Genomic DNA, 20,664 nt, shown 5'->3' with positions numbered 1-20,664 from the left:
TGCCATGGAGTACCCGGACGGAGCGACGCCGCTCGACCCGAACGAGCTCGGTGGCTTGAAGTTCAAACATGTCACCACGCGCGAGGAACTCGACGAGCTCGAGCAGGCCAATATCGAATCCGGCATGCGTTGGCTCGCACGCTATCGTGGCGAGGTGCTCACGGACGCCTTTGCCGCAGCACTTCATGAAAGATTGTTCGGCGAAGTCTGGGATTGGGCGGGCTCGTTCCGACGGACCGGCAAGAACATCGGCATCGACCCGATCCATATCAGGGTGGAGCTCCGCACCCTGATGGATGACGCGCGATACTGGGCCGCTCATGAAACCTATCCCGCCTCGGAGGCGGCGGTCAGGTTCCATCACCGGCTGGTTCAGATTCACCCGTTTCCCAACGGCAATGGCAGGCACGCCCGCATCATGGCGGACGCGATGCTCACCCGCATCCATGGCGCCCCGCCGATCGATTGGGCTGGCGGGCGTGATCTCGGGCAGATAGGCGAGCGAAGAACGGCGTACATCGCCGCGCTGCGAGCTGCGGATCGGGGCGATATCGGCCCTCTGATCGCGTTCATCGGCCCTCGCGCCGATCTCTAGGCACTGGCCGAGGCCTCAAAGCGGCCTTACCCACCCTGAAAGGAGCGCGGGCGCGGGGTGCGCAGGACCAGCGCCACGCCCCAGAGCCCGGCGGCCGCGAACTGTCCCTTGGTCAGTTGCACCCGCTCGGCGACGGGATCGCGCCGCTGCAGTTCCCGGAGCAGCCGGTCGGCGATGCGCCAGATGAAGGCCGCTTCCATCGCGAAGCGCCGGCTGCGGAAGAGGTCGGGCAGCGGCCGCGCCTGGCGCACCAGCTCGGCGGTGCCTTCGAGGCAGCGATCGATCACGCGCCGCAGGGCCGGCGTCGAGCGGCTGCCCTCGAGATCGGCGATGGCGCCGCCCGCCTCGATCAGCCAGGGTTCGGGCAGATAGACGCGGTCGAGCGCGCGATAATCCTTCTGGCAGTCCTGCAGGTGATTGAGCACCTGGAGCGCGTTGCAGAGCGCGTCCGAGGCCGGATAGCAGCGCGTCCCCTCGCCATGAAGGTCGACCAGATAGCGGCCGACCGGGGCGGCCGAGTTGTTGCAATAGCCCATGAGATCGTCCCAGTCGCGATAGCGCAGCTTCACCGCGTCCTGCTTGAAGGCGATCGTGAGGTCGGTGCCATGGCGGAAGGGAACGCCGGTCTCGGCCATGCTCGCGCGAAGGCTGAGGGCCTTGGCATAGTCCGGGCCGCCCTCGCCGGTCTCGAGCGCGCGGGCGAAACCGTCGAGCCGGCGGATCTTCTCCTCCGGCGCCAGATCGGGATTGTCGGCAATGTCGTCGATGGTGCGCGCGAAGGCGTAGTAGCGCGCCACATGCGGGCGCAACTGCGCCGGCAGCAGGAACGACCCCACCGGAAAATTCTCATCGCCGGATCCCTTGCCCGACGGGGTCTCGACCGCGTTCGTCATGCCGCCGCTTTTCATCGGCCCTACCTAGCGGCTCGCGCGACGCTTGGCCAGGAGATCGTCACGAGGCGGAACGGTTGGCCGTGCCGGCGCGGCCATAATCGCGGCCCTTCCAGCGATTGCCGCCGCGTCCGTAATAGAGCCGCGCCGAATCGATCGTCATCGCCGTGTAGAGGAAACCCGCGACCGGCAGCAGCAGCCCCTCGACCGGCGAGCGCCCGTAGTAGCGCAGCATCGGCCCGTAGGAAGCGGCCATGAGCAGCCAGGCGAGCGCGCCGGCAAGCCCCGCCGGCGCATCGCGATGCAAGGGCCAGGTCAGCGCCAGCAGCGGCGGCGCCAGATAGAGCAGGGCCATGCCGATGACGGTGCCGACCAGAAGCAACGGTGAATGCAGGAGCTGCGTGTAGGCAGAGCGCGCCACCATGCTCCAGATCGGCCCCAGCTCCGTGTAGCCGCGCAGGCTGACGGTATCGTCGGCGAGGCCGAGCCAGGTGCGCCCGCCGGCGGCCTTGACAGCGCGCGCGAGCGAGCAATCGTCGATCAGCTTGCCGCGGATCGCGGCGATGCCGCCGATCCGCGCCAGCGCGGACTCGCGGATCAAGACGCAACCGCCCGCCGCCGCCGCGGTCCGGCGGCGCGGATCGTTGGCCCAGGCGAAGGGATAGAGCTTCTGGAAGAAATAGACGAAGGCCGGGATCAGCAGCCGCTCCCAGAAGCTGGCGCAGCGCAAGCGCGCCATCAGCGAGACCAGATCGGACCCGGACGCTTCGGCCTGCGCCACCAGCCGGCGCAGCTGCCGCGGTCCATGGCCGATATCGGCGTCGGTGAAGAGGAAGAACGCGGGCCGCGGCTCGAGGGTGAGCCCTTGCGCGACCCCCTGCGACAGGGCCCAGAGCTTGCCGGTCCAGCCTTCCGGCAGCGGAGCGCCATCGACCACGATGACGGGACGGTCCGAAGGCGCCCGGCGCGCCACCTCCTGCGCGATCGTGCCGGTGCCGTCGCTGCTGTTGTCGTCCACGAGCAGGATCGAGAGGGGGCCGGGATAGTCCTGCGCGACCAGATGCTCCAGCACCGCCTGGATCGTCTCCGCCTCGTCGCGGGCTGGCAGCACGGCGACCACGGAAGGCCATCGCGCCGGAACCGGGGGCTGCTGCGGCAGACGTTCGCGGGCGCGCCAGAAGCCGCCATGGAACAGAAGGAGATAGATCCAGACCGCGAGGCTGAGCGCGGCGATCCCGAACAGCAAGGACACCGGATCCCGAGGCCCTAGCGCGCCGCCGCGCGGCTCTCCACCTGGCGGCGGGCTTCGGCGCGCGAGGCCTGGTCGGCCATCGCCACCTCCTCGAGATCGACGGCACCGCCCGCATTGACCCGGTCGAGACAGGTTTCGACGATCGCCGCGATGTCGAGGAAGCCGATGCGCCCGTCGAGGAAGGCCTGGACGGCGACCTCGTTGGCGGCATTGAGCACCACGGGTGCGCCGCCCCCGGTGCGCAGCGCCTCGCGCGCCAGCCGCAGGGCCGGGAAGCGGACCTCGTCCGGCGCCTCGAAGGTCAGGGTCGAAACCTTGGCGAAATCGAGCCGCTCGGCGGGGCAACCCATGCGCTTGGGCCAGGCCAGCGCCACCGCGATCGGCGTGCGCATGTCGGGCGTGCCGAGCTGCGCCAGCACCGAGCCGTCCACATAGGCGACCATCGAATGGATCACCGACTGCGGGTGGACCAGCACCTCGATGCGGTCCTCGGGCATGTTGAAGAGATGCTGGGCCTCGATGATCTCGAGGCCCTTGTTCATCATGGTCGCCGAATCGATCGAGATCTTGGCGCCCATGCTCCAGTTCGGATGCTTCACCGCCTGGGCCGGGGTCGCCTTCTCCATCACCTCGCGGCTCGCGGTGCGGAAGGGTCCGCCCGAGGCCGTCAGGATGATGCGGTCCACCGCCTCGCGCCGCTCGGTCTCGAACACCTGGAAGATGGCGCTGTGCTCGGAATCGACGGGAAGCAGCGTCGCCTTGTGGCGCTTGACCTCGCCCATCATCAGGGCGCCGGCGCAGACCAGCGTCTCCTTGTTGGCGAGCCCGATCACGGCGCCGCGACGCACGGCCGCCAGCGTCGGCTTCAGGCCGGCGGCGCCCACGATCGAGGCCATCACCCATTTGGCGGGGCGCTGGGCGGCTTCGGTCACGGCCTCAGGCCCGGCGGCCAGTTCCGTGCCCGTGCCGGCCAGGGCCTCCTTCAGCTCGCCGTACCGCGCGGGATTGGCGACCACCGCCAGCTTCGGCTTGAGCAGGCGCGCCTGCTCGGCCAGGAGCGCGACATTGTCGCTGCCGGTCAGGGCTTCGATGCGATAGGCGGTGGGGTCGCGCCGGATCAGGTCGACCGTGTTGCGGCCGACGGAGCCGGTGGAACCCAGGATGGTGACGCTGCGCGGTTCGGCAGAGGGTACGGCTTTGAGCGCGGCGTCGCGCGCCGCTCGAGTCGACATCGGAAAGGAAACTCCTACCCCTTGGGGCCAGAAACGACCCTAGCACGGAACATCCCGGGCCGGGAGGGGGAGGATGGCGCCGCGCCCCGGGCGCCGCCCCGCTAATATCCCTTCAGATCAACTGGTTATACGGGCCGCCTAGGAGGCGCGACGATGCCGCAGCGCGTTCACCGTCTGGCGGTCGTCGGCGCCGCGCTGATACCAGGCGCCGAACTCCGAGACCGCCTTGATCCAGGTCTCGACCGCATCCTCGCGCGCGATCTCGAAAGCGTCGAAGCCGCAGCGATGAAGATAGAGGAGCTGGTCGCGCAGCACGCGGCCCACCGCCCGGAGCTCGCCCGCATAGCGGTAGCGCTGGCGCAGCAGCCGCGCGGTCGAGTAGCCGCGCCCGTCGTTGAATTTCGGGAAATCGACCTCGATCAGCTCGAGCCGCGCCAGGTCGGGTACCAGCGTTTCCACGAGATCGGCGGGCTCGAGCCGGACACCCAGCGGCCAGCCGCGCGCGAGCAGCGCCTCGCGTTCGGCCGTCCAGCGCTTCAGCGTGACGACAACGGGACCCTCCGCCGGCAGCGGGTCGTCGTCGCCGACGAGATGCCAGGGATCGTCGACGACCCGGCCATGTTTAAGCAGTGGCATAGAGCTTCTCCTTGAAGGGGGCGATCCCGACGCGGCGATAGGTGTCGAGGAACTTCTCGCCGTCCTTCCGCAATCCGAGATAGGTGTCGATGATGGTCTCGACCGCGTCGGCGACCTGCTCGCGCGGCACCGAGGGACCGAGGATCTTGCCGAGGCTCGCCTTCTCGTCGGCGCTGCCGCCGAGCGTGATCTGGTAGAACTCCTCGCCGTTCTTGTCGACGCCGAGGATGCCGATATGGCCGACATGGTGATGGCCGCAGGCATTGATGCAGCCCGACATCTTGATCCTGAGCTCGCCGATCTCGTGCTGGCGCTCGAGATCGGCGAAGCGCCGGCTGATGGCCTGCGCCACGGGGATCGAGCGGGCATTGGCGAGGTTGCAGTAGTCGAGCCCCGGGCAGGCGATCATGTCGGAGACGAGCCCGGCATTGGCCTCGCCCAGATTGAGCGCCTTGAGGGCGGCCCAGAGCGCCGACAGATTCGACTGCTTCACATCGGGCAGCACCAGGTTCTGGTCGTGCGTCACGCGGATCTCGCCGAAGCCGTAGCGGTCGGCGAGATCGGCGATCGCGTCCATCTGGTCGGAGGTGGCGTCGCCCGGCACGCCGCCCACGGGCTTGAGGGTGATGGTGACGATGGCATAGCCCGGCTGCTTGTGCGGCGAGACGTTGGTGCGGGCCCAGCGCGCGAAGCGGCGGTCGTCGAGCTTGGCCGCGACGAACTCGGGCACATCGGCGGACAGGGTCTCGTAAGGCGGCGGCGCGAAGAAAGCGTGGATGCGCTCGATCTCGGCCGGCAGCAGCTCGACCGAGCCCTCGGCCTTGATCCTCTGGAACTCCTCCTCGGTCTGGCGCGCATATTCGGCGGCGCCCAGCGCGCCGACCAGGATCTTGATGCGGGCCTTGTAGATGTTGTCGCGCCGGCCGGCGCGGTTATAGACGCGCAAGGCGGCCTCGAGATAGGGCAGCAGGTCGGCCTTGGGCAGGAACTCGCGGATGGTCGGCGCCAGCATCGGCGTGCGGCCCTGGCCGCCGCCGATCATGACCTCGAACCCGACCTCGCCCTGGGCGTTGCGCTTCAGCGCCAGGCCGATGTCGTGGACGCGCAGCGCCGCGCGGTCATGCGCGCTGCCCGTGACCGCGATCTTGAACTTGCGCGGCAGGAAGGTGAATTCAGGATGGAAGGTCGACCATTGCCGGATGATCTCGCACCAGGGCCGCGGATCCTCGATCTCGTCGAGGGCCACGCCGGCGAACTGGTCGGCGGTGGTGTTGCGGATGCAGTTGCCCGAGGTCTGGATCGCATGCATCTCGACATCGGCCAGCGCCTGGAGGATGTCGGGCGAGTCGGCAAGCCGCGGCCAGTTGAACTGGATGTTCTGGCGCGTGGTGAAATGGCCGTAGCCGCGATCCCAGCGCCGGCCGATCTCGGCCAGGCGGCGTAGTTGCGCGCTCGAGAGCGTGCCGTAGGGAATGGCGATCCGCAGCATATAGGCGTGGAGCTGCAGATAGAGGCCGTTCATCAGCCGCAGCGGCCGGAACTCGTCTTCCGACAATTCGCCCGAGATGCGGCGGCGCACCTGGTCGCGATACTGCTCGACGCGTTCCGCGACGATCTGACGGTCATAGTCGTCATAGCGGTACATCGTCACTCTCTCCCGTTCGCCGTCCGCCGCGGTTCGGCTTCGGGCGTGAAATCATGCGGCACGGTGGGCCCTTCGGCCCGGATGCGCTCGCGCCAGCTCTTGTATTCCCAATGGCCGGGCGCGCCTTCGACCTCGACCAGATAGGGGCCCACCACGATCTGGTGCAGCGCGTCGGCCTCGGCCTGCGCCAGCAGGGCCTTGGCCTCGGCCTCGCCCGCGGCGCCTTGCGCGGCACCGATATGGGTGGTCCAGCGGCCTTCCGGGGTGCGATAGACCACGGCACCGTCGAGCAGGTTGTTGGCCGTCACGATCTGCGCGGTCATGCGCGCCGCCTTTCGGCAGGGCGCGCCGCGGTTTCGAGCGCCGCGGCCTTGGCGTTCGCCGCGACCTCGCCGATCAGGATGATCGCGGGACCGGAAACCTCGTGGCGGGCCACCCGCGCCGCCAGCCCGTCGACCCGGCCCGTCAGCACCCGCTCGTCGGCGCGTGTGCCGTTTTCAATCACGGCGACCGGCGTCGCGGGATCGAGCCCGCCTTCGAGGAGCCGCTGCTGCAGCCGGGGTGCCGCGCCGATACCCATATAGATCGCGAGCGTGCGGTGAGGACCCGCGAGCGCCGACCAATCGAGAGCCGGCTCGCCCTCGGCCCCTTCGGCCGTCGCGAAGATCACAGCCTGTGCCGTGTCACGATGCGTGAGAGCCACCCGCGCCGAGGCGGCGCAACCCAGGGCCGCGGTGATGCCGGGCACGACCTCGACCGCGATACCCTCGCGCTCCAGATGGTCCAGCTCCTCGCCGCCGCGCCCGAAAATGAAAGGATCGCCGCCCTTGAGCCGCACCACGCGGTTGCCCGCACGCGCCTCGCTCGCCAGCAAGCGGTTGATCTCGGCTTGCGGCAGGCTGTGGGCCCCGCGCGCCTTGCCGACCGCCACACGACGCGCGTCGCGCCGCGCGAGCTCGAGCACGGCCGGTGCCACCAGCCGGTCATAGACGATGACGTCGGCCTCCTGCAGCAGGCGATGGGCCTTGAGCGTCAGGAGCTCGGGGTCGCCGGGGCCGGCGCCGACCAGCGCGACGCGGCCCTCGGCCGGGTCGTTGGCGGCGGCGCTGTTGACCAGCGTCAGCATGCGCTCGGCCGCCTGGCTCTCGCGGCCCTCGAGCACGGCGCTCGCCACGGGACCGTCGAACACCTGTTCCCAGAAGCGCAGCCGTAATTGGCGATGGTCGATCTTGGCGGCGACGGCGCCACGGAAGCGCTCGGCAAAGCGCGCCAGCGCGCCCAGCCTGGCCGGCAGGAGCGCTTCGATCGTCGCGCGCAGCCGGCGCGCGAGCAGCGGGGCCGCCCCTGCCGTCGAGATCCCGATCACCACGGGATCGCGATCGACGATGGCGGGCACGATGAAATCGGAGAGATCGGCACGGTCGACGACATTGACCGGCACGCGCGCTTCCTTGGCCATGGCGGCGCCGGCGCGGTCCCGGCCTTCGTCGCCGGTCGCGATCACGGCGAGCGTCGCCTCGGCGAAATGTGCCGGCGTCAGCGGTTCCGCCCGCCATTCGACGCCGCCCTCTTCGAGAGCGGACGCCAAGTCGGGCGCGAGCTCGGGCGCCACCAGCCGAAGCCGGGCGCCCGCCTTGCGCAGAAGCCGCAGCTTCTGCAACGCCGTCTCGCCGCCGCCCACCAGCAGGACGGACCGACCGGCGAGGTCGAAGAAAACCGGAAATACGTTCACGAGACCCGTGCCCCTTCCGAGGCCGAATTCAGGGACCGCTACCTGTCCCCATGAGGGACCCGCCGGATTATCCGGCTGGCGAGCATATTTCACATTCTGGGGCGGGAAAGAGTCAAACGAATTCCTTTCACCAGTCGTGTTATTAAATTTCAACACATATTATTACTGTTAATAAAGAGGATGGCTTTATTTTTCAATTATATCGCAACTGGATAGCAGCCCCCCCCACCCTGGCCGACCGGCAAGCGCCAGCAGGCGGCCGGCGACGGCCTGTGATGGCCCGCCTTACCGAATTACGCAGGAATTCCAGTTGAATTGGGAACCGCCGGAACCCCGGTCAGAGCCCGAGCCCTTTCATCCCCTCCGGGGTGTAGCGCTCGCCGGCGACGGCCTCGGGCGGGAACATCCGGTCGAGGGTCGCGACCTCCGTTTCCGACAGATGAAGCCCCGCCGCGGCCGCGTTCTGCTGCGCATAGGCGGGCTGCTTGGTGCCGGGGATCGGGATGACGTGGTGATGCTTGGCCAGCAGCCAGGCGAGCGCGATCTGCGCCGGGGTGGCCTGTCGCGCGGCGGCGAACTCGGCCAGCGCCGCCGCGAGCTTGCGGTTGCGCTCGAGCGCCTCGGCCTGGAAGCGCGGATTGCTGCGGCGGAAATCGTTGGCCGGCAGATCGTCGGCCGTGGTCACGGTGCCGGTGAGGAAGGCGCGCCCGAGCGGGCTGTAGGCGACGAAGCTGATCCCCAGCTCGCGGCAGGTCTCCAGCAGCTCCGGCTCCGGGTCCCGGCTCCAGAGCGAATATTCGCTCTGGAGAGCCGCGATGGGATGGACCTTGTGGGCACGCCGCAAGGTGGCGGGCGACACCTCCGACAGCCCCAGCCACCGCACCTTGCCGGCCTGGACCAGCTTCGCCATGGCGCCGACGGTCTCCTCGATCGGCCGGCCGGGCTCGAGACGGTGGGCGTAATAGAGATCGATATGGCTGATCCCCAGCCGCTCCAGCGAGGCCTCGCAGGCCTGGGCGATATAGGCCGGCGAATTGTCGATGCGCCGCTCATAGCGGCCTTCCTGGCGCACGATGCCGAACTTGGTGGCGATCGTGATGCGCGGGCGGTGGTTGCGCAGGAAGGCGCCGACCAGCCGCTCGTTGCGGCCGAAGCCGTAAGTGTCGGCGGTATCGAAGAAATCGATCCCTTGCTCGAGCGCCACCTCCATGGTCCGGAGCGACTTCTCGTCGTCGCCCGTGCCATAGAACTCCGACATCCCCATGCAGCCGAGGCCGATGGCGGAAACCCTGTGACCGGTATGGCCGAGCGTGCGGCGTTCCATGACGATATCTCTCCGAGGTGGTGTGGAAGGAGAGGTAGGTCGCGCGCCACGAACGATCAAGCGGAAGCGGCGCCGTCACTTTGTCTTTCCTCTCCCCCACGAATGTGGGGGGAGAGGAAAGATAGAGAGACGTCAGTCCGTCAGCAGCACCGGGTTGAAGCGCGTGTTGCGGTCGTAATAGTCGATGCCCTCGACGCGCTTGAGCCAGCCGACCACGAGATAGGTGAAGGGTGTCGCCAGGATCTCGTAGCCGACCTTCGAGGCCCATTCGGTGCCGGCGGCATTGAGCATCACGTCCAGCGGCAGCAGGCCGCCGAAGGCGAGCGTCATGAAGATGCTGGTGTCGGCGATCTGGCCCACCACCGTCGAGCCGATGGTGCGGGTCCAGAGATACCGGCCGTTGGTGGCGATCTTCATCTTCGCCAGCACGAAGGAATTGAGGAATTCGCCCGCCAGATAGGCGCAGAAGGAGGCCATCAGGATGCGCGGCGTGGCGCCCAGGATCTTGTCCCAGGCCTCCTGGTCCTGCCAGAAATCGGCGCCGGGCAGGATGCCCGCGACATAGATCGCCAGCACCGCCACGAGATTGCAGCCGAAGCCCAGCCAGATGACGCGCCGCGCCTTGGCATAGCCCCAGACCTCGGTCAGCACGTCGCCGATGATATAGCTGACCGGGAACAGCACATTGGCGGCGGTAAGCACGAAGCCATGGACCGCGATCAGCTTGACCGCGGTGATGTTGGAGATGATGAGGCAGGTGACGAACAGCCCCGCGATGGTCAGAAGCCGGGGCGAGTAGCCGCTGGGTTGCATGATTTCCGGTGCCTGTCGGGCGGAGGCCGCAAGCCGGCCTCCCTTGCCGGCGCTTCCTCTCGCAGATTGCCCCGCCTCACGTCAATGGGACCCGCGCTCCGCGAGGCCCCGACCGGTTCAAGGATGCTTTCCCCGGCCGTCCGAAGGGCCTATAGCTTCGCCCCGCCATGCGCACCGCCGACTTCGATTTCGAGCTGCCGCCCGAGCGGATCGCCGACCGGCCGACGAGCCCGCGCGATGCCGCGCGCCTGCTGGTCGTGCGGCAGAACGGGCTCGAGGACCGCATCTTCCGGGAGCTGCCGGCGCTGCTGGCGCCGGACGATCTCCTGGTGGTGAACGACACCCGCGTCATCCCCGCCCGCATCGAGGGCCGGCGCGGGGCCGCCCATATCGAGGCGACGCTGCACAAGGCCGAGGGCCTCGATCGCTGGCGCGCCTTCGCGCGGCCCGCCAAGCGGCTCAAGCCCGGCGACGTGATCGAGATCGCCGGGGATTTCCGGGCCGAGGTGCTGGCCAAGGGCGAGGCCGGCGAGGTGACGCTGAAATTCTCCGCCGCCGGCGCCGATCTCATCGCCGCTCTGCACCGCCACGGCCATATGCCCCTGCCGCCCTATATCCGCCGGCCCGAGGGCGAGCTCGCCTCCGACCGCGAGGATTACCAGACCATCTTCGCCCGGGCCGAAGGCGCCGTCGCGGCACCGACGGCGGCGCTGCATTTCACCCCTGCCCTGCTGGCGGCGCTGGCCGCGACCGGCATCGCGATCGCCCGCGTCACGCTCCATGTCGGCGCCGGCACCTTCCTGCCGGTGAAGGTCGACAACATCGAAGAACACCGCATGCATGCGGAATGGGGCGAGGTCGGCGCCGACGCGGTGGCGGCGGTCGATCGCGCCAAGGCGAAGGGCGGACGCATCGCCGCGGTCGGTACCACCAGCCTGCGTCTGCTCGAGACCGCGGCCGCCGCGGACGGAACCCTGGCCCCCTTCAGCGGCGACACCGCCCTCTTCATCACGCCCGGCTACCGCTTCAAGCTGGTGGACCGGCTGATCACCAATTTCCATCTGCCCCGCTCCACCCTCTTCATGCTGGTCGCGGCCTTCGCCGGGCTCGAGCGCATGAAGCGCGCCTATGCCCACGCCATCGAACGCGGCTATCGCTTCTACTCCTATGGCGATGCCTGTTTCCTCGAACCCGATCGCGGCTAGAATCCCCGCATGACCCTTCGCTACGAATCCCTGGCCCAGAACGGTGCCGCAAGGCGCGGCCGCCTCCACACCGCGCACGGCGTCGTCAACACGCCGGCCTTCATGCCGGTCGGCACGGCCGCGACCGTCAAGGGCATGTGGCCCGAGCAGGTCAAGGCCACAGGGGCCGAGATCATCCTCGGCAACACCTATCACCTGATGCTGCGCCCGGGTGCCGAGCGCGTCGCGAGCTTCGGGGGCCTGCACAAATTCATGAACTGGCCGGGCCCGATCCTGACCGATTCCGGCGGCTTCCAGGTGATGTCGCTGGCCGAGCTCCGGAAGATCAAGGAGGAAGGCGTCACCTTCCGCTCCCATGTCGACGGCAGCCAGCATCATCTGACGCCGGAGCGCTCGATCGAGATCCAGCATCGGCTCGATGCCGACATCACCATGGCCTTCGACGAATGCACGCCCTTCCCGGCCGAGGAGACGGTCGCGGCGGATTCGATGCGCCGCTCGATGCGCTGGGCCGAACGCTGCAGGACGGCCTTCAAGGACCGGCCGGGCTATGGCCTGTTCGGAATCGTGCAGGGGAGCGTCTATCCGGCGCTGCGCCGGGAATCTTCGGAATGGCTCACGGGCATCGGCTTCGACGGCTATGCGATCGGCGGGCTCGCGGTGGGCGAAGGCCAGGAGATGATGTTCCGCATGATCGAGGCGACGATCCCGTTCCTGCCTGCGGACCGGCCGCGCTATCTCATGGGCGTGGGCCGGCCGCTCGACATCGTGGGCGCGGTCCAGCGCGGCATCGACATGTTCGATTGCGTGATGCCGACGCGCTCGGGCCGCACCGGCCAGGCCTTCACCCGGCGCGGCACCCTGAACATCCGCAACGCGCGCCATGCCCAGGACCCGCGGCCCCTCGACGGCGACTGCGCCTGTCCCGTCTGCCGCGATTATGCGCGGGGCTATCTCCATCACCTCTTCAAGGCCGAGGAGATGCTGGGGCCGATGCTGCTCACGGCGCACAACCTCCATCACTACCAGGCGCTGATGGCCGGTTTGCGCGGCGCCATCGAGGCAGGTAGGCTCGATGCGTTCGCCGCCGAGGTGGCCGCCAACGAGGCCAAGGGCGATCTCGATCCCCTGCCCGATCCGCTCGCCGCGCCGGCCTGAAAGAAACCCCATGGCACGCAAAGCCCGCCCCGCGCTGACCCAGCTCGGTCATGCCACCAGGCTCCCGGCCTCGCCCGCGGCGGCGGTGCTCGAGCGCATCCCCAACTCGCAGCCGCGCGAGCGCTACCTGGTGCGCTTCGCCTGCCCGGAATTCACCTCGATCTGCCCGGTCACGGGCCAGCCCGATTTCGCCCATCTGGTGATCGACTATGTGCCCAAGGCCTGGCTGGTCGAGAGCAAGTCGCTGAAGCTCTATCTTGGATCCTTCCGCAACCACGGTGCCTTCCATGAGGATTGCACCATCGCCATCGGCAAGCGGCTGGTCGACGAGCTGAAGCCGCATTGGCTGCGGATCGCCGGCTACTGGTATCCGCGCGGCGGCATCCCGATCGACGTGTTCTGGCAGACCGGCGCGCCGCCGAGGGATCTCTGGCTGCCCGACCCGGGCGTGGCCCCTTATCGCGGGCGCGGGTGAGGCTACACTCTATACTGTCATCCCCGCGAAAGCGGGGATCCAGGTCAACGCTCGGCGACTTGGATCAAGATGGATCCCCGCTTTCGCGGGGATGACGGTGAGAGCAAGAGCCGGATGCCCTGACTTCAAGAGAAAAAGACGAGGGAAAGAACCCATTGCTCGCACCGGCCCGCCCCTCGACCGACGATCCCAAGGCGCTCATCCGCGATGAGGCCTTGGCGCTCGGATTCGATGCGGTGGGGTTTGCCCCCGCGAGCCAGAGCGAGCGGGCGCGGGAAGGCTTGCGCGATTTCCTGGCGCAGGGCATGCAGGGCGACATGGGCTGGCTCGCCGATCGGCGCGAGGCCCGGGCCGATCCGCGCAGGCTCTGGCCCGAGGCCCGCAGCGTGATCGTGCTGGCGATGAATTACGGGCCGGCCGAGGACCCGCTGCCTCTGCTCGCGCATCGCGAGCGCGGCGCCATCTCGGTCTATGCGCGCGGGCGCGATTACCACGACCTGGTCAAGAACCGGCTCAAGGCGCTGGCGCGGATCATGGCCGAGCGGCTCGGGCCCTCGGTCAAGGTCTTCGTCGACACCGCGCCGGTGATGGAAAAGCCTCTGGCCGAAACGGCCGGGATCGGCTGGCAGGGCAAGCACACCAACCTGGTCTCGCGCGAGCACGGGTCGTGGCTCTTCCTCGGCGAGATCTTCACCGACCTGGCGCTCGAGCCGGACCCGGCCGAGGCCGACCATTGCGGCCAATGCCGGCGCTGCCTCGATTCCTGCCCGACCGCGGCCTTCCCCGCGCCCTATCGCCTCGATGCGCGCCGCTGCATCTCCTATCTGACGATCGAGCATAAGGGGCATATCCCGCGCGAGCTTCGGGCACCCATGGGCAACCGCATCTATGGCTGCGACGATTGCCTTGCCGTCTGCCCCTGGAACAAGTTCGCCAGCGCCAGCCGCCACGAGGCCTTCTGGCCGCGCGCCGAGATCGCGGCCCCGCGCCTGGCCGACCTGGCCGAGCTCGGCGATCCGGGCTTCCGCTCGCTCTTCGCCGGCACGGCGGTCAAGCGCACGGGCCGCGACCGGTTCCTGCGCAATGTGCTGATCGCCATCGGCAACAGCGGCGAGGCCTCGCTCGCGGCCGTCGTCCTGCGCCGGCTCGAGGATCCCTCGCCGCTGGTGCGCGCCATGGCGGTCTGGGCGCTGGGCCGGCTGCTCGACGCGCCCGATTTTGACGCGTTGCGCGACCGGCGTCTCCCGCTAGAGTCCGATGCGGGCGTGCGCGCCGAATGGCAAGGCGAGGACGCCGCCGGTCTTTGAATCCTGCGCGGGAGAGCGATCGCCATGAGCCTCGACCAAGCCACCCGGAGCGCCGTCGGCACCTTTCTCGATGCGCCGTTCGCGGCGCAGCCGGACGGCGCCCGTGCCGCGATCCTGGGCGTGCCCTTCGATTGCGGACAGCATCCGACGCGGATCGGCTGCCGGCTGGGGCCGCAATCGATCCGCACCCATTCGCCGCTGGTCGCCGACGCGATGGCCGATGCGAGCTTCAACCTGGTGCGCACCCTGCGGCTGGTCGATTGCGGCGACGCGGCGGTGACGCCGGGGGCGATCGAGCCCTCCTTCACCGCCATCCAGGATGCCGTGTCGGGAATCGTCGCCGCCGGCGCCCTGCCGGTGACGATGGGCGGCGACGGCGCGGTGACGTTGCCGCAGATTCGCGCCGTGGCGCGGCGCTGGCCGCGGCTGGCGGTGCTGCATTTCGACGCCCATACCGACGCCTACCCGGTTCGTCACGGCGGCCATTACGACAACGGCAACACCTTCACCCATGCGGCGCAGGACCAGCTCGTCGATGTCGCGCATTCGATCCATGTCGGCACGCGCGGCGCCATCGATGTCGAGCCCATCGTCGGCGTGGCGCGCGACATGGGCTATGAGGTGATCACGATGGAGGAGCTGCGCCGGCGCGGGCTCGACGCGCTCCTGACCCATCTGCGGGAAAGGCTGGCGGGCAAGCCGGTCTATCTCTGCTGGGACATGGATGTGTTCGATCCCTCCGCGGCGCCGGGTGTCGCCAATCCGGTCTGGGGCGGGTTCAGCGCGGCAGAAGGGCTGACCATCCTGCGCGGCCTCGCCGGCCTCGAGATCGTCGCGATCGATGTCAACACGGTGAGCCCGCCCCACGATCCCGCCGGCATGACCGCATTCCTGGCGGGCCAGGTGATGGTCGAGGCCATGGCCGGCGTCGCGCAGCGCTGGCTCGATCGCTGAGCCCCCTTACAAAACCGCAACCCCGCCGGCGTGACAGCATCGTGGCCGGCGGCGATAGACTCTCCTTCGCCCGCTATCCTTGAGCTATGATGCCGGTCTTTCGCGTCGGGCGCGCCGCAAAGGCGCGCGCCGGTTTTCTCGGGGGTCTTCATGTCCGTTCTGAAGTTCAGCCGCGGCACCGTCGCCGCTTTCAAGGCGATGGAGCGATATTCGCGCGGCCAGAATCGAATCGCGCGCCAGGAAATCCGCAAGGTGCTGGAGAAGAACCCCACGCCCCAGGACTATGCCGTGGCGGCGCGGGTCTATACCGAGGACTGGCGCAACGGCTGGTTCGACGGCTTCGAGGACGGCCTGTCGCCGGTCGGCAACGCGAAGCATTTCGCCAAGCTCGGCCGGAAGAATGACGGCAAGGACTGGTTCGTCTCCTGGATGCTGGCCTATGCCTTGAAGTTCCGGGCCCGCTGGAAGGGCTGGGGCGAGATGGGCCAGGCCGATGCCGCCTATCAGCGCGCGATCGGCCTGCTCGAGGATGACGGCCTGCCCAAGGGCGGCGATGCCGTCGCGCGCCAGCATTATCTCGACGTGCTGATCGACCGCGCCGAGAGCTGGATCTACCAGGACCGGGCGGGTGCTGCGGCGACCGAGATCGCGCGCGCCATCGCGCTCTACAGCAACGAGAAGGATCCGGCGAAGAAGCCGGCGCTCGAGCCCTGGTACTACTGGGCCTACGCCTTCGCGCTGCATCAGCAGGACCGCTACGTCGAGGCCTGCACCACGCTCGAGCCGCTGCTGGCGGCCAAGGATGCGAACAACGACATCCGCCTGCTGCTGGCGCTGAGCTATGCACGCCGTGCGCAGAACGGCGAAGCGGCGATGAAGCAGAAGGCCGCCGACACCATCGCCGAGTTCCACAAGAACCGCGAAGCCATGTCGCTGGGCGTCGCCGCCGATCGGGAGCCGCGCTGGACCGTCCAGCTCGAGCTCGGCTGCGGCGCGTTCCTGCCGGGCTCGCCCGGCGAGGCGCATTGGCTGGAAAGCCTCCGCCTGCTGCTCGAGGAAGGCAAGCCGCCCCTCGATCCCAACCGGCCGTCCAAGTCCGGCGGCAAGGCGCCGCCGTCGCGGGTCGCGCGCGCGCCGAAGCCTGCCGGCAAGCCGGTCGGCAAGAAAGCGGCCGCGAAGAAAGGCGCAAAGCGGGCGGTAAAGAAAAGCCCGGCCCGCAAGGCCGCGAAGAAGAAGGCGGCGGCCAGGAAGCGCAAGCGCTGACGAGGCCAGGCATCCGCCGGGATCGGGCCTCCGCTCAGATCGGCAGGCCCGCCCGCCGCAGCCCGTCGCGGAAGTGGGCGAGATCCTCCTCGCGCTTGAAGGGCAGGCTGTCGACAAGCCAGTTCACCTGATCGGCCGGCGTCGCCTTCGGATCGCCCGCCCAGCATTGCCGCGCCTGAGCGAGGAAGGCATCGGCCTGCCCCCGGGCCTCCTCAAGGCGACCGCTCATCGCCGCGGCGGCCGCATGCCAGAGCGCCGAATGCGGATAGAGCTCGCCGATCGAGCCGTAGATCGCGAGCGCCGGCTCATATTGCCGGGCGATGAAATGGATCACCGCCTTGTCCGAGAGATACCAGTCCGGGCAATAGGGATTGAGCCGCATCGCCAGTTCCGCGATCTCGAGCCCCTTCTCCGGCTCGCCCAGAAAACCATGCGCGGTCGCGCGCGACATGGCCACCTCGGCATCGTTGGGATTGAGCTCGTCGGCGATGGTCCAATGCTTGACGGCCCGGTCGAACTCGCGGCGCATCATATGGACCCAGCCCAGGATGACATGAGGCTGTGCGTCGCTCTCGTCGAGCTCGACGGATTTGCGCGCATGCTGGAGGGCCTCCTCCAGCAGCGGCTCGCGCGGCTGCCCCCAGGCGCCGACGAGAAGCTCCATGTAGCAGAGCTCGGCGAGCCCCGCATGGGCCCGCGCATAGCGCGGATCGGCGGCCAGCGCCTTTTCATAGAGCGCCTTCGCCTCGGCATGGCCGTCGGGCGTGCCGAGCTCATGCGCCATGGTCGCCGCCAGCCAGTACTCATAGGCCTGCAGGCTGTCGGGCGGCTTACGCCGGGCGATCTCGAGATCGGCCCGCTGCAGCCGGCTCACCAGCCGGCCGACGATCGCATGGGTGACCTCGTCCTGGAGCGCGAACAGCTCGGCCGCGTTCCGGTCGTAGCGTTCGGCCCAGACATGATGGCTGGTCGCGGTCTCGATCAGCTGCACCGTGACGCGGATCTTGCCGCCGGCGCGCCGGAGGCTGCCTTCCAGCAGATAGCGCACGCCGAGCTCCGAGCCGATCTGGCGCACGTCGGCCGGCCGGTTGCGATAGAGGAAGGAGGAATCGCGCGCGATCACGAACAGCGAATGGAAGCGCGACAGGTCGGTGATGATGTCCTCGGCGATCGCGTCGCACAGCATCGCCTGGGCCGGATCGCTGCTCAGATTGTCGAAGGGCAGCACCGCGATCGAGGGCCGGTCCGGCAGGGCGAGCTCGCGCTTCCCGTTCCGGTTCGGAGGCGCCTCGCTGCGGACGAGGTCCAGCGCGTGGAGCTGCAGCGGCCGCGCGATGTTCTTGAGGCGATGCTGGCCCAGATCGGTGAAGGCGAAAGGCACCTTCCCGGCCACCTGGCGCATGGCGTCGTCGCTCAGCACCACGCCGCCGGGTGCCGCCACCGCCTCGATCCGCGACGCGATGTTGACGCCGTCGCCCAGGAGGTCGTCGGCGACCGCCAGCACGTCGCCCATGTTGATGCCGACCCGGAACTCGAGCCGGCGCTCGGCCGGCAGCTCGCGGTTATGGTGGGCGATCTGCTCCTGGATCGCGACGGCGCAGCGGACGGCCTCGACCACGCTGGCGAATTCCGCCAGGAGCCCGTCGCCCATGGTCTTGAAGACGCGGCCGCCATGGGACGCGATCAGCGGGTCGATGATCTCGCGGCGATGGCGCGTGAGCGCCGCCACCGTGCCGTCCTCGTCGAGCTGGATGAGGCGGCTGAAACCGACCACATCGGCGGCGAGAATCGCTGCCAGCCGACGCCGGGTTTCGTTCATCGCCATGTCATGCTCCGCCACCCGGTGAGGAATGTTGATTCTAGTCTGCTATATCTGGCCACTCAATCGCCGCCCGCAACACCGCCGGCCTTGCCCGGGGCTCTGCATCGCTCCATTCTCAAATGCGGGCGATCCCGTTGATTCAGCCCGTTCCCCGTTCCGTACCGGCCTCGGCAGACCAGGAAACAATGGCAGCATGGTCGAACTAATGATCGAGCAATGGAGCCAGCCGGACGGCAGCCTTCGCTATCTCTGGTCCGTCTGGCAGGGCGGCAAGCGGATCGGCATGGGCGAGGGCGCGGTGAAGGCCGATGCCGCCGAACGCGCCGGCCGGGACTGGTGCCTCCAGACCGTCGGCCAGCCTCCGGATCGCGTGACCAGGCTCTGATTGCCGTCCGATAGGCCGTCGCGGCGGATTCCGCGGGCCCGGGTTCCGTCCGAACCTACTGGCGGGCCTTGAGCAGGTCGCGGATCTCGGCCAGCAGCACCTGCTCGGGCGGCGTCGGCGGAGGCGCCGCGGGCGCGGCCGGCTTCTTGCCGAGGCTCGTCAGCTTGTTGACCTGCTTCACCAGCATGAACACGGCGAAGGCCACGATCAGGAACTTGATGACCGCGTTGATGAAGAGCCCGTAGTTGATGGTGGCGGCACCGGCATCCTGGGCCGCCTTCAGGCTCGCATAATCGCCGCCCTTGAGGCTGATGAAGAAGTTCGAGAAATCGATCCCGCCCAGGATCACGCCGATGGGCGGCATGATGATGTCGTTGACCAGCGAGGTCACGATCGCGGTGAAGGCCGCGCCGATGATGATGCCGACGGCCATGTCGATGACGTTGCCGCGGCTGATGAATGTCTTGAATTCCTGAAACATGTCGTTCCCCTTCGTTCCCCGGCCGGTTCCGCCGTCGCCACGCCGCTGCCGGGCCTTCGGGCAGGGCGATGGACGGTCGCGACCACTGACTTGAATGTGGAGCGCAACGGCCGCGCGGGCAACGGGGGATCGCAGCGGATGCCCTCGGGAAATCCACCTAATCCGGCCCGCGGAACGCCGCCGCCGGCCCGGTCCTTGGAATCGTTCGAGGCTGAGGCGCTCCGGCCTCAGACCACCTTGCGCACGCTCGCGAGGAAGCGGTCGACCGCCATGTTGAGCCTCTCCGCCTGCTCGGACAGCTCGGTCGCGTCCTTCAGCACCGTGCCTGCCGCCTGCCCCGTCTCGGCCGCGGCGGCCGTGACCTCGTGGATGTTGCCGGCGACCTCGGTGGTTCCGGCCGAGGCCCGCTGAACGCTGGCCGAGATCTCGCGGGTGGCGGCGCTCTGCTCTTCGACGGCGGCCGCGATGGTCGCCGCGATCTCGTTGACCTCGCGCACCGTGCGGCCCACGCCCTCCACGCCGTCGACGGCGCGCCGGGTCGCGGTCTGGATGCTCGCCACCTGCTGCGTGATTTCCTCGGTCGCCTTGGCGGTCTGGTTGGCGAGCTGCTTGACCTCGCTGGCGACCACCGCGAACCCCTTGCCCGCCTCGCCGGCACGCGCCGCCTCGATCGTGGCGTTGAGGGCGAGGAGATTGGTCTGGGCCGCGATCTCGGTGATGAGATTCACGACCTCGCCGATCTTGCCGGCCGCCGCCGCGAGGCTGTGGACCGTCTCGTTGGTGGCGTCGGCCTCGCGCACCGCGGCCAGCGTGATCTCGCTCGAGCGCTGGACCTGCGTGCCGATCTCGCGGATCGAGCTGGCGACCTCTTCCGTCGCCGCGGCGACGGTGGTCACCGACGCCGAGGCCTGATCGGACGCGGTCGCCACCGCGTCGGCGCGCCGCGTGGTGTCGTTGGCGGTCGTGCCCAGCGTCCCGGCCGCGGCCTTCATCTCGGTCGAGGAGGCGGCCACCGTCTTGACCACATCCTTGACCGCGATCTCGAAATCGCCGGTCAGCTTGCGGAACTCGCCGACCTTGGCCGCGATGGAGTCGGTGGCGCCGTTGATGCGCTGCGCGCTCAGGAGGAACGCGCCGACCATGCCGGTATCGACGATCCGCCGGAAATACTGGTTGTGAGCGACATGGTCCATCGAGGCCGCCGATTCGCGGACGAAGGCGTCGCTGCGGTCGATCAGCTCGTTGATCGACCACATCAGCTCGCCGATCTCGCCCTTGTCGCGGATATCGGTCAGGCGGGCCTCGAAATCGCCGCGCGAGACCTGCTTGCAGACCTGCTGCGCGCGCGCCAGGGAGCGGCGCGTCCGGCCGAGCTCCCGCAGCATCCAGACGATGCCGCCAAGCGGCAACAGCACCGCCGCCGCATGCCAGGGTGCCGTGCCGTCGAGCGCGGCCAGGCCCGCGAACGCGGCCACGAAAACGGCGCTGGCGAGGC

Annotated in this window: 20 protein-coding genes; 8 read left to right on the top strand and 12 right to left on the bottom strand. The window is 68.8% G+C overall.

Annotation, left to right across the window (positions count from 1 at the left end; genetic code table 11):
• Positions 1 to 4: 4 nt before the first annotated feature.
• A complete protein-coding gene (locus FRZ61_RS02185; RefSeq protein ID WP_151114754.1) occupies positions 5 to 595 on the top strand; it encodes a mobile mystery protein B in 591 nt (196 codons plus the stop codon).
• A gap of 26 nt (positions 596 to 621) precedes the next feature.
• On the opposite strand, the gene hpnC is transcribed toward FRZ61_RS02185, so the two are convergent.
• From hpnC to FRZ61_RS02140, 9 genes are all read right to left on the bottom strand, one after another.
• Positions 622 to 1,488, bottom strand: a complete 867-nt coding sequence (hpnC, locus tag FRZ61_RS02180; RefSeq protein WP_151114753.1) for a squalene synthase HpnC — start codon at positions 1,486 to 1,488, stop codon at positions 622 to 624.
• A gap of 58 nt (positions 1,489 to 1,546) precedes the next feature.
• Complete coding sequence (locus tag FRZ61_RS02175) at positions 1,547 to 2,737, bottom strand: glycosyltransferase (protein WP_151114752.1); 1,191 nt, start codon at positions 2,735 to 2,737, stop codon at positions 1,547 to 1,549.
• Between the two features lie 14 nt (positions 2,738 to 2,751).
• Positions 2,752 to 3,969, bottom strand: coding sequence for a 1-deoxy-D-xylulose-5-phosphate reductoisomerase (locus FRZ61_RS02170; RefSeq protein ID WP_151114750.1), 1,218 nt, complete (start codon positions 3,967 to 3,969; stop codon positions 2,752 to 2,754).
• Positions 3,970 to 4,107: 138 nt separating this feature from the next.
• Complete coding sequence (locus tag FRZ61_RS02165; protein WP_151114749.1) at positions 4,108 to 4,605, bottom strand: DUF934 domain-containing protein; 498 nt, start codon at positions 4,603 to 4,605, stop codon at positions 4,108 to 4,110.
• Positions 4,592 to 6,250 carry a nitrite/sulfite reductase gene (locus FRZ61_RS02160; RefSeq protein WP_151114748.1) on the bottom strand — a complete coding sequence of 553 codons (1,659 nt, stop codon included), beginning with the start codon at positions 6,248 to 6,250 and terminating at the stop codon, positions 4,592 to 4,594. Before FRZ61_RS02160 ends, FRZ61_RS02165 begins: the two co-directional genes overlap by 14 nt.
• A 2-nt stretch (positions 6,251 to 6,252) precedes the next feature.
• Complete coding sequence (locus FRZ61_RS02155) at positions 6,253 to 6,573, bottom strand: DUF2849 domain-containing protein (protein ID WP_151114747.1); 321 nt, start codon at positions 6,571 to 6,573, stop codon at positions 6,253 to 6,255.
• Positions 6,570 to 7,982 carry a siroheme synthase CysG gene (gene cysG, locus FRZ61_RS02150; RefSeq protein ID WP_151114745.1) on the bottom strand — a complete coding sequence of 471 codons (1,413 nt, stop codon included), beginning with the start codon at positions 7,980 to 7,982 and terminating at the stop codon, positions 6,570 to 6,572. Before cysG ends, FRZ61_RS02155 begins: the two co-directional genes overlap by 4 nt.
• A gap of 337 nt (positions 7,983 to 8,319) precedes the next feature.
• Entirely contained in the window at positions 8,320 to 9,306 is a 987-nt protein-coding gene (locus FRZ61_RS02145) for an aldo/keto reductase (protein ID WP_151114744.1), read from the bottom strand.
• A 132-nt stretch (positions 9,307 to 9,438) separates the two neighbouring features.
• Complete coding sequence (locus FRZ61_RS02140) at positions 9,439 to 10,119, bottom strand: queuosine precursor transporter (RefSeq protein ID WP_151114743.1); 681 nt, start codon at positions 10,117 to 10,119, stop codon at positions 9,439 to 9,441.
• Between the two features lie 167 nt (positions 10,120 to 10,286).
• Between FRZ61_RS02140 and queA the strand changes: the two genes are divergently transcribed.
• The 6 genes from queA (at position 10,287) to FRZ61_RS02110 (ending at position 16,481) form a co-directional block, all read left to right on the top strand.
• Complete coding sequence (gene queA / locus FRZ61_RS02135) at positions 10,287 to 11,324, top strand: tRNA preQ1(34) S-adenosylmethionine ribosyltransferase-isomerase QueA (RefSeq protein WP_151114742.1); 1,038 nt, start codon at positions 10,287 to 10,289, stop codon at positions 11,322 to 11,324.
• Between the two features lie 9 nt (positions 11,325 to 11,333).
• Positions 11,334 to 12,482, top strand: a complete 1,149-nt coding sequence (gene tgt, locus FRZ61_RS02130; RefSeq protein WP_151114740.1) for a tRNA guanosine(34) transglycosylase Tgt — start codon at positions 11,334 to 11,336, stop codon at positions 12,480 to 12,482.
• A 10-nt stretch (positions 12,483 to 12,492) separates the two neighbouring features.
• Positions 12,493 to 12,957, top strand: a complete 465-nt coding sequence (gene queF / locus FRZ61_RS02125) for a preQ(1) synthase (RefSeq protein ID WP_151114739.1) — start codon at positions 12,493 to 12,495, stop codon at positions 12,955 to 12,957.
• 155 nt (positions 12,958 to 13,112) lie between these two features.
• Entirely contained in the window at positions 13,113 to 14,264 is a 1,152-nt protein-coding gene (gene queG, locus FRZ61_RS02120; RefSeq protein ID WP_151114738.1) for a tRNA epoxyqueuosine(34) reductase QueG, read from the top strand.
• Between the two features lie 24 nt (positions 14,265 to 14,288).
• Positions 14,289 to 15,218 carry an arginase family protein gene (locus tag FRZ61_RS02115; protein WP_151114737.1) on the top strand — a complete coding sequence of 310 codons (930 nt, stop codon included), beginning with the start codon at positions 14,289 to 14,291 and terminating at the stop codon, positions 15,216 to 15,218.
• Between the two features lie 150 nt (positions 15,219 to 15,368).
• The gene (locus FRZ61_RS02110) at positions 15,369 to 16,481 is read left to right on the top strand and encodes a tetratricopeptide repeat protein (RefSeq protein ID WP_151114735.1); all 1,113 of its coding nucleotides are present in this window, start codon (positions 15,369 to 15,371) and stop codon (positions 16,479 to 16,481) included.
• Positions 16,482 to 16,515: 34 nt separating this feature from the next.
• Here the strand turns inward: FRZ61_RS02110 and FRZ61_RS02105 are convergent, their stop codons facing one another.
• Entirely contained in the window at positions 16,516 to 18,306 is a 1,791-nt protein-coding gene (locus FRZ61_RS02105; protein ID WP_151114734.1) for an adenylate/guanylate cyclase domain-containing protein, read from the bottom strand.
• Between the two features lie 190 nt (positions 18,307 to 18,496).
• Between FRZ61_RS02105 and FRZ61_RS02100 the strand changes: the two genes are divergently transcribed.
• A complete protein-coding gene (locus tag FRZ61_RS02100; protein WP_151114733.1) occupies positions 18,497 to 18,688 on the top strand; it encodes a hypothetical protein in 192 nt (63 codons plus the stop codon).
• 55 nt (positions 18,689 to 18,743) lie between these two features.
• Here the strand turns inward: FRZ61_RS02100 and mscL are convergent, their stop codons facing one another.
• Together mscL and FRZ61_RS02090 are read right to left on the bottom strand one after the other, a co-directional pair.
• Positions 18,744 to 19,169, bottom strand: a complete 426-nt coding sequence (mscL, locus tag FRZ61_RS02095; RefSeq protein ID WP_151114732.1) for a large conductance mechanosensitive channel protein MscL — start codon at positions 19,167 to 19,169, stop codon at positions 18,744 to 18,746.
• A 227-nt stretch (positions 19,170 to 19,396) separates the two neighbouring features.
• Positions 19,397 to 20,644, bottom strand: coding sequence for a methyl-accepting chemotaxis protein (locus FRZ61_RS02090; RefSeq protein WP_225309068.1), 1,248 nt, complete (start codon positions 20,642 to 20,644; stop codon positions 19,397 to 19,399).
• Positions 20,645 to 20,664 lie beyond the last annotated feature (20 nt).

Source organism: Hypericibacter adhaerens, assembly GCF_008728835.1.
GTDB classification, from domain to species: Bacteria; Pseudomonadota; Alphaproteobacteria; order Dongiales; family Dongiaceae; genus Hypericibacter; species Hypericibacter adhaerens.
This window is presented reverse-complemented; position numbering and strand designations above follow the sequence as displayed.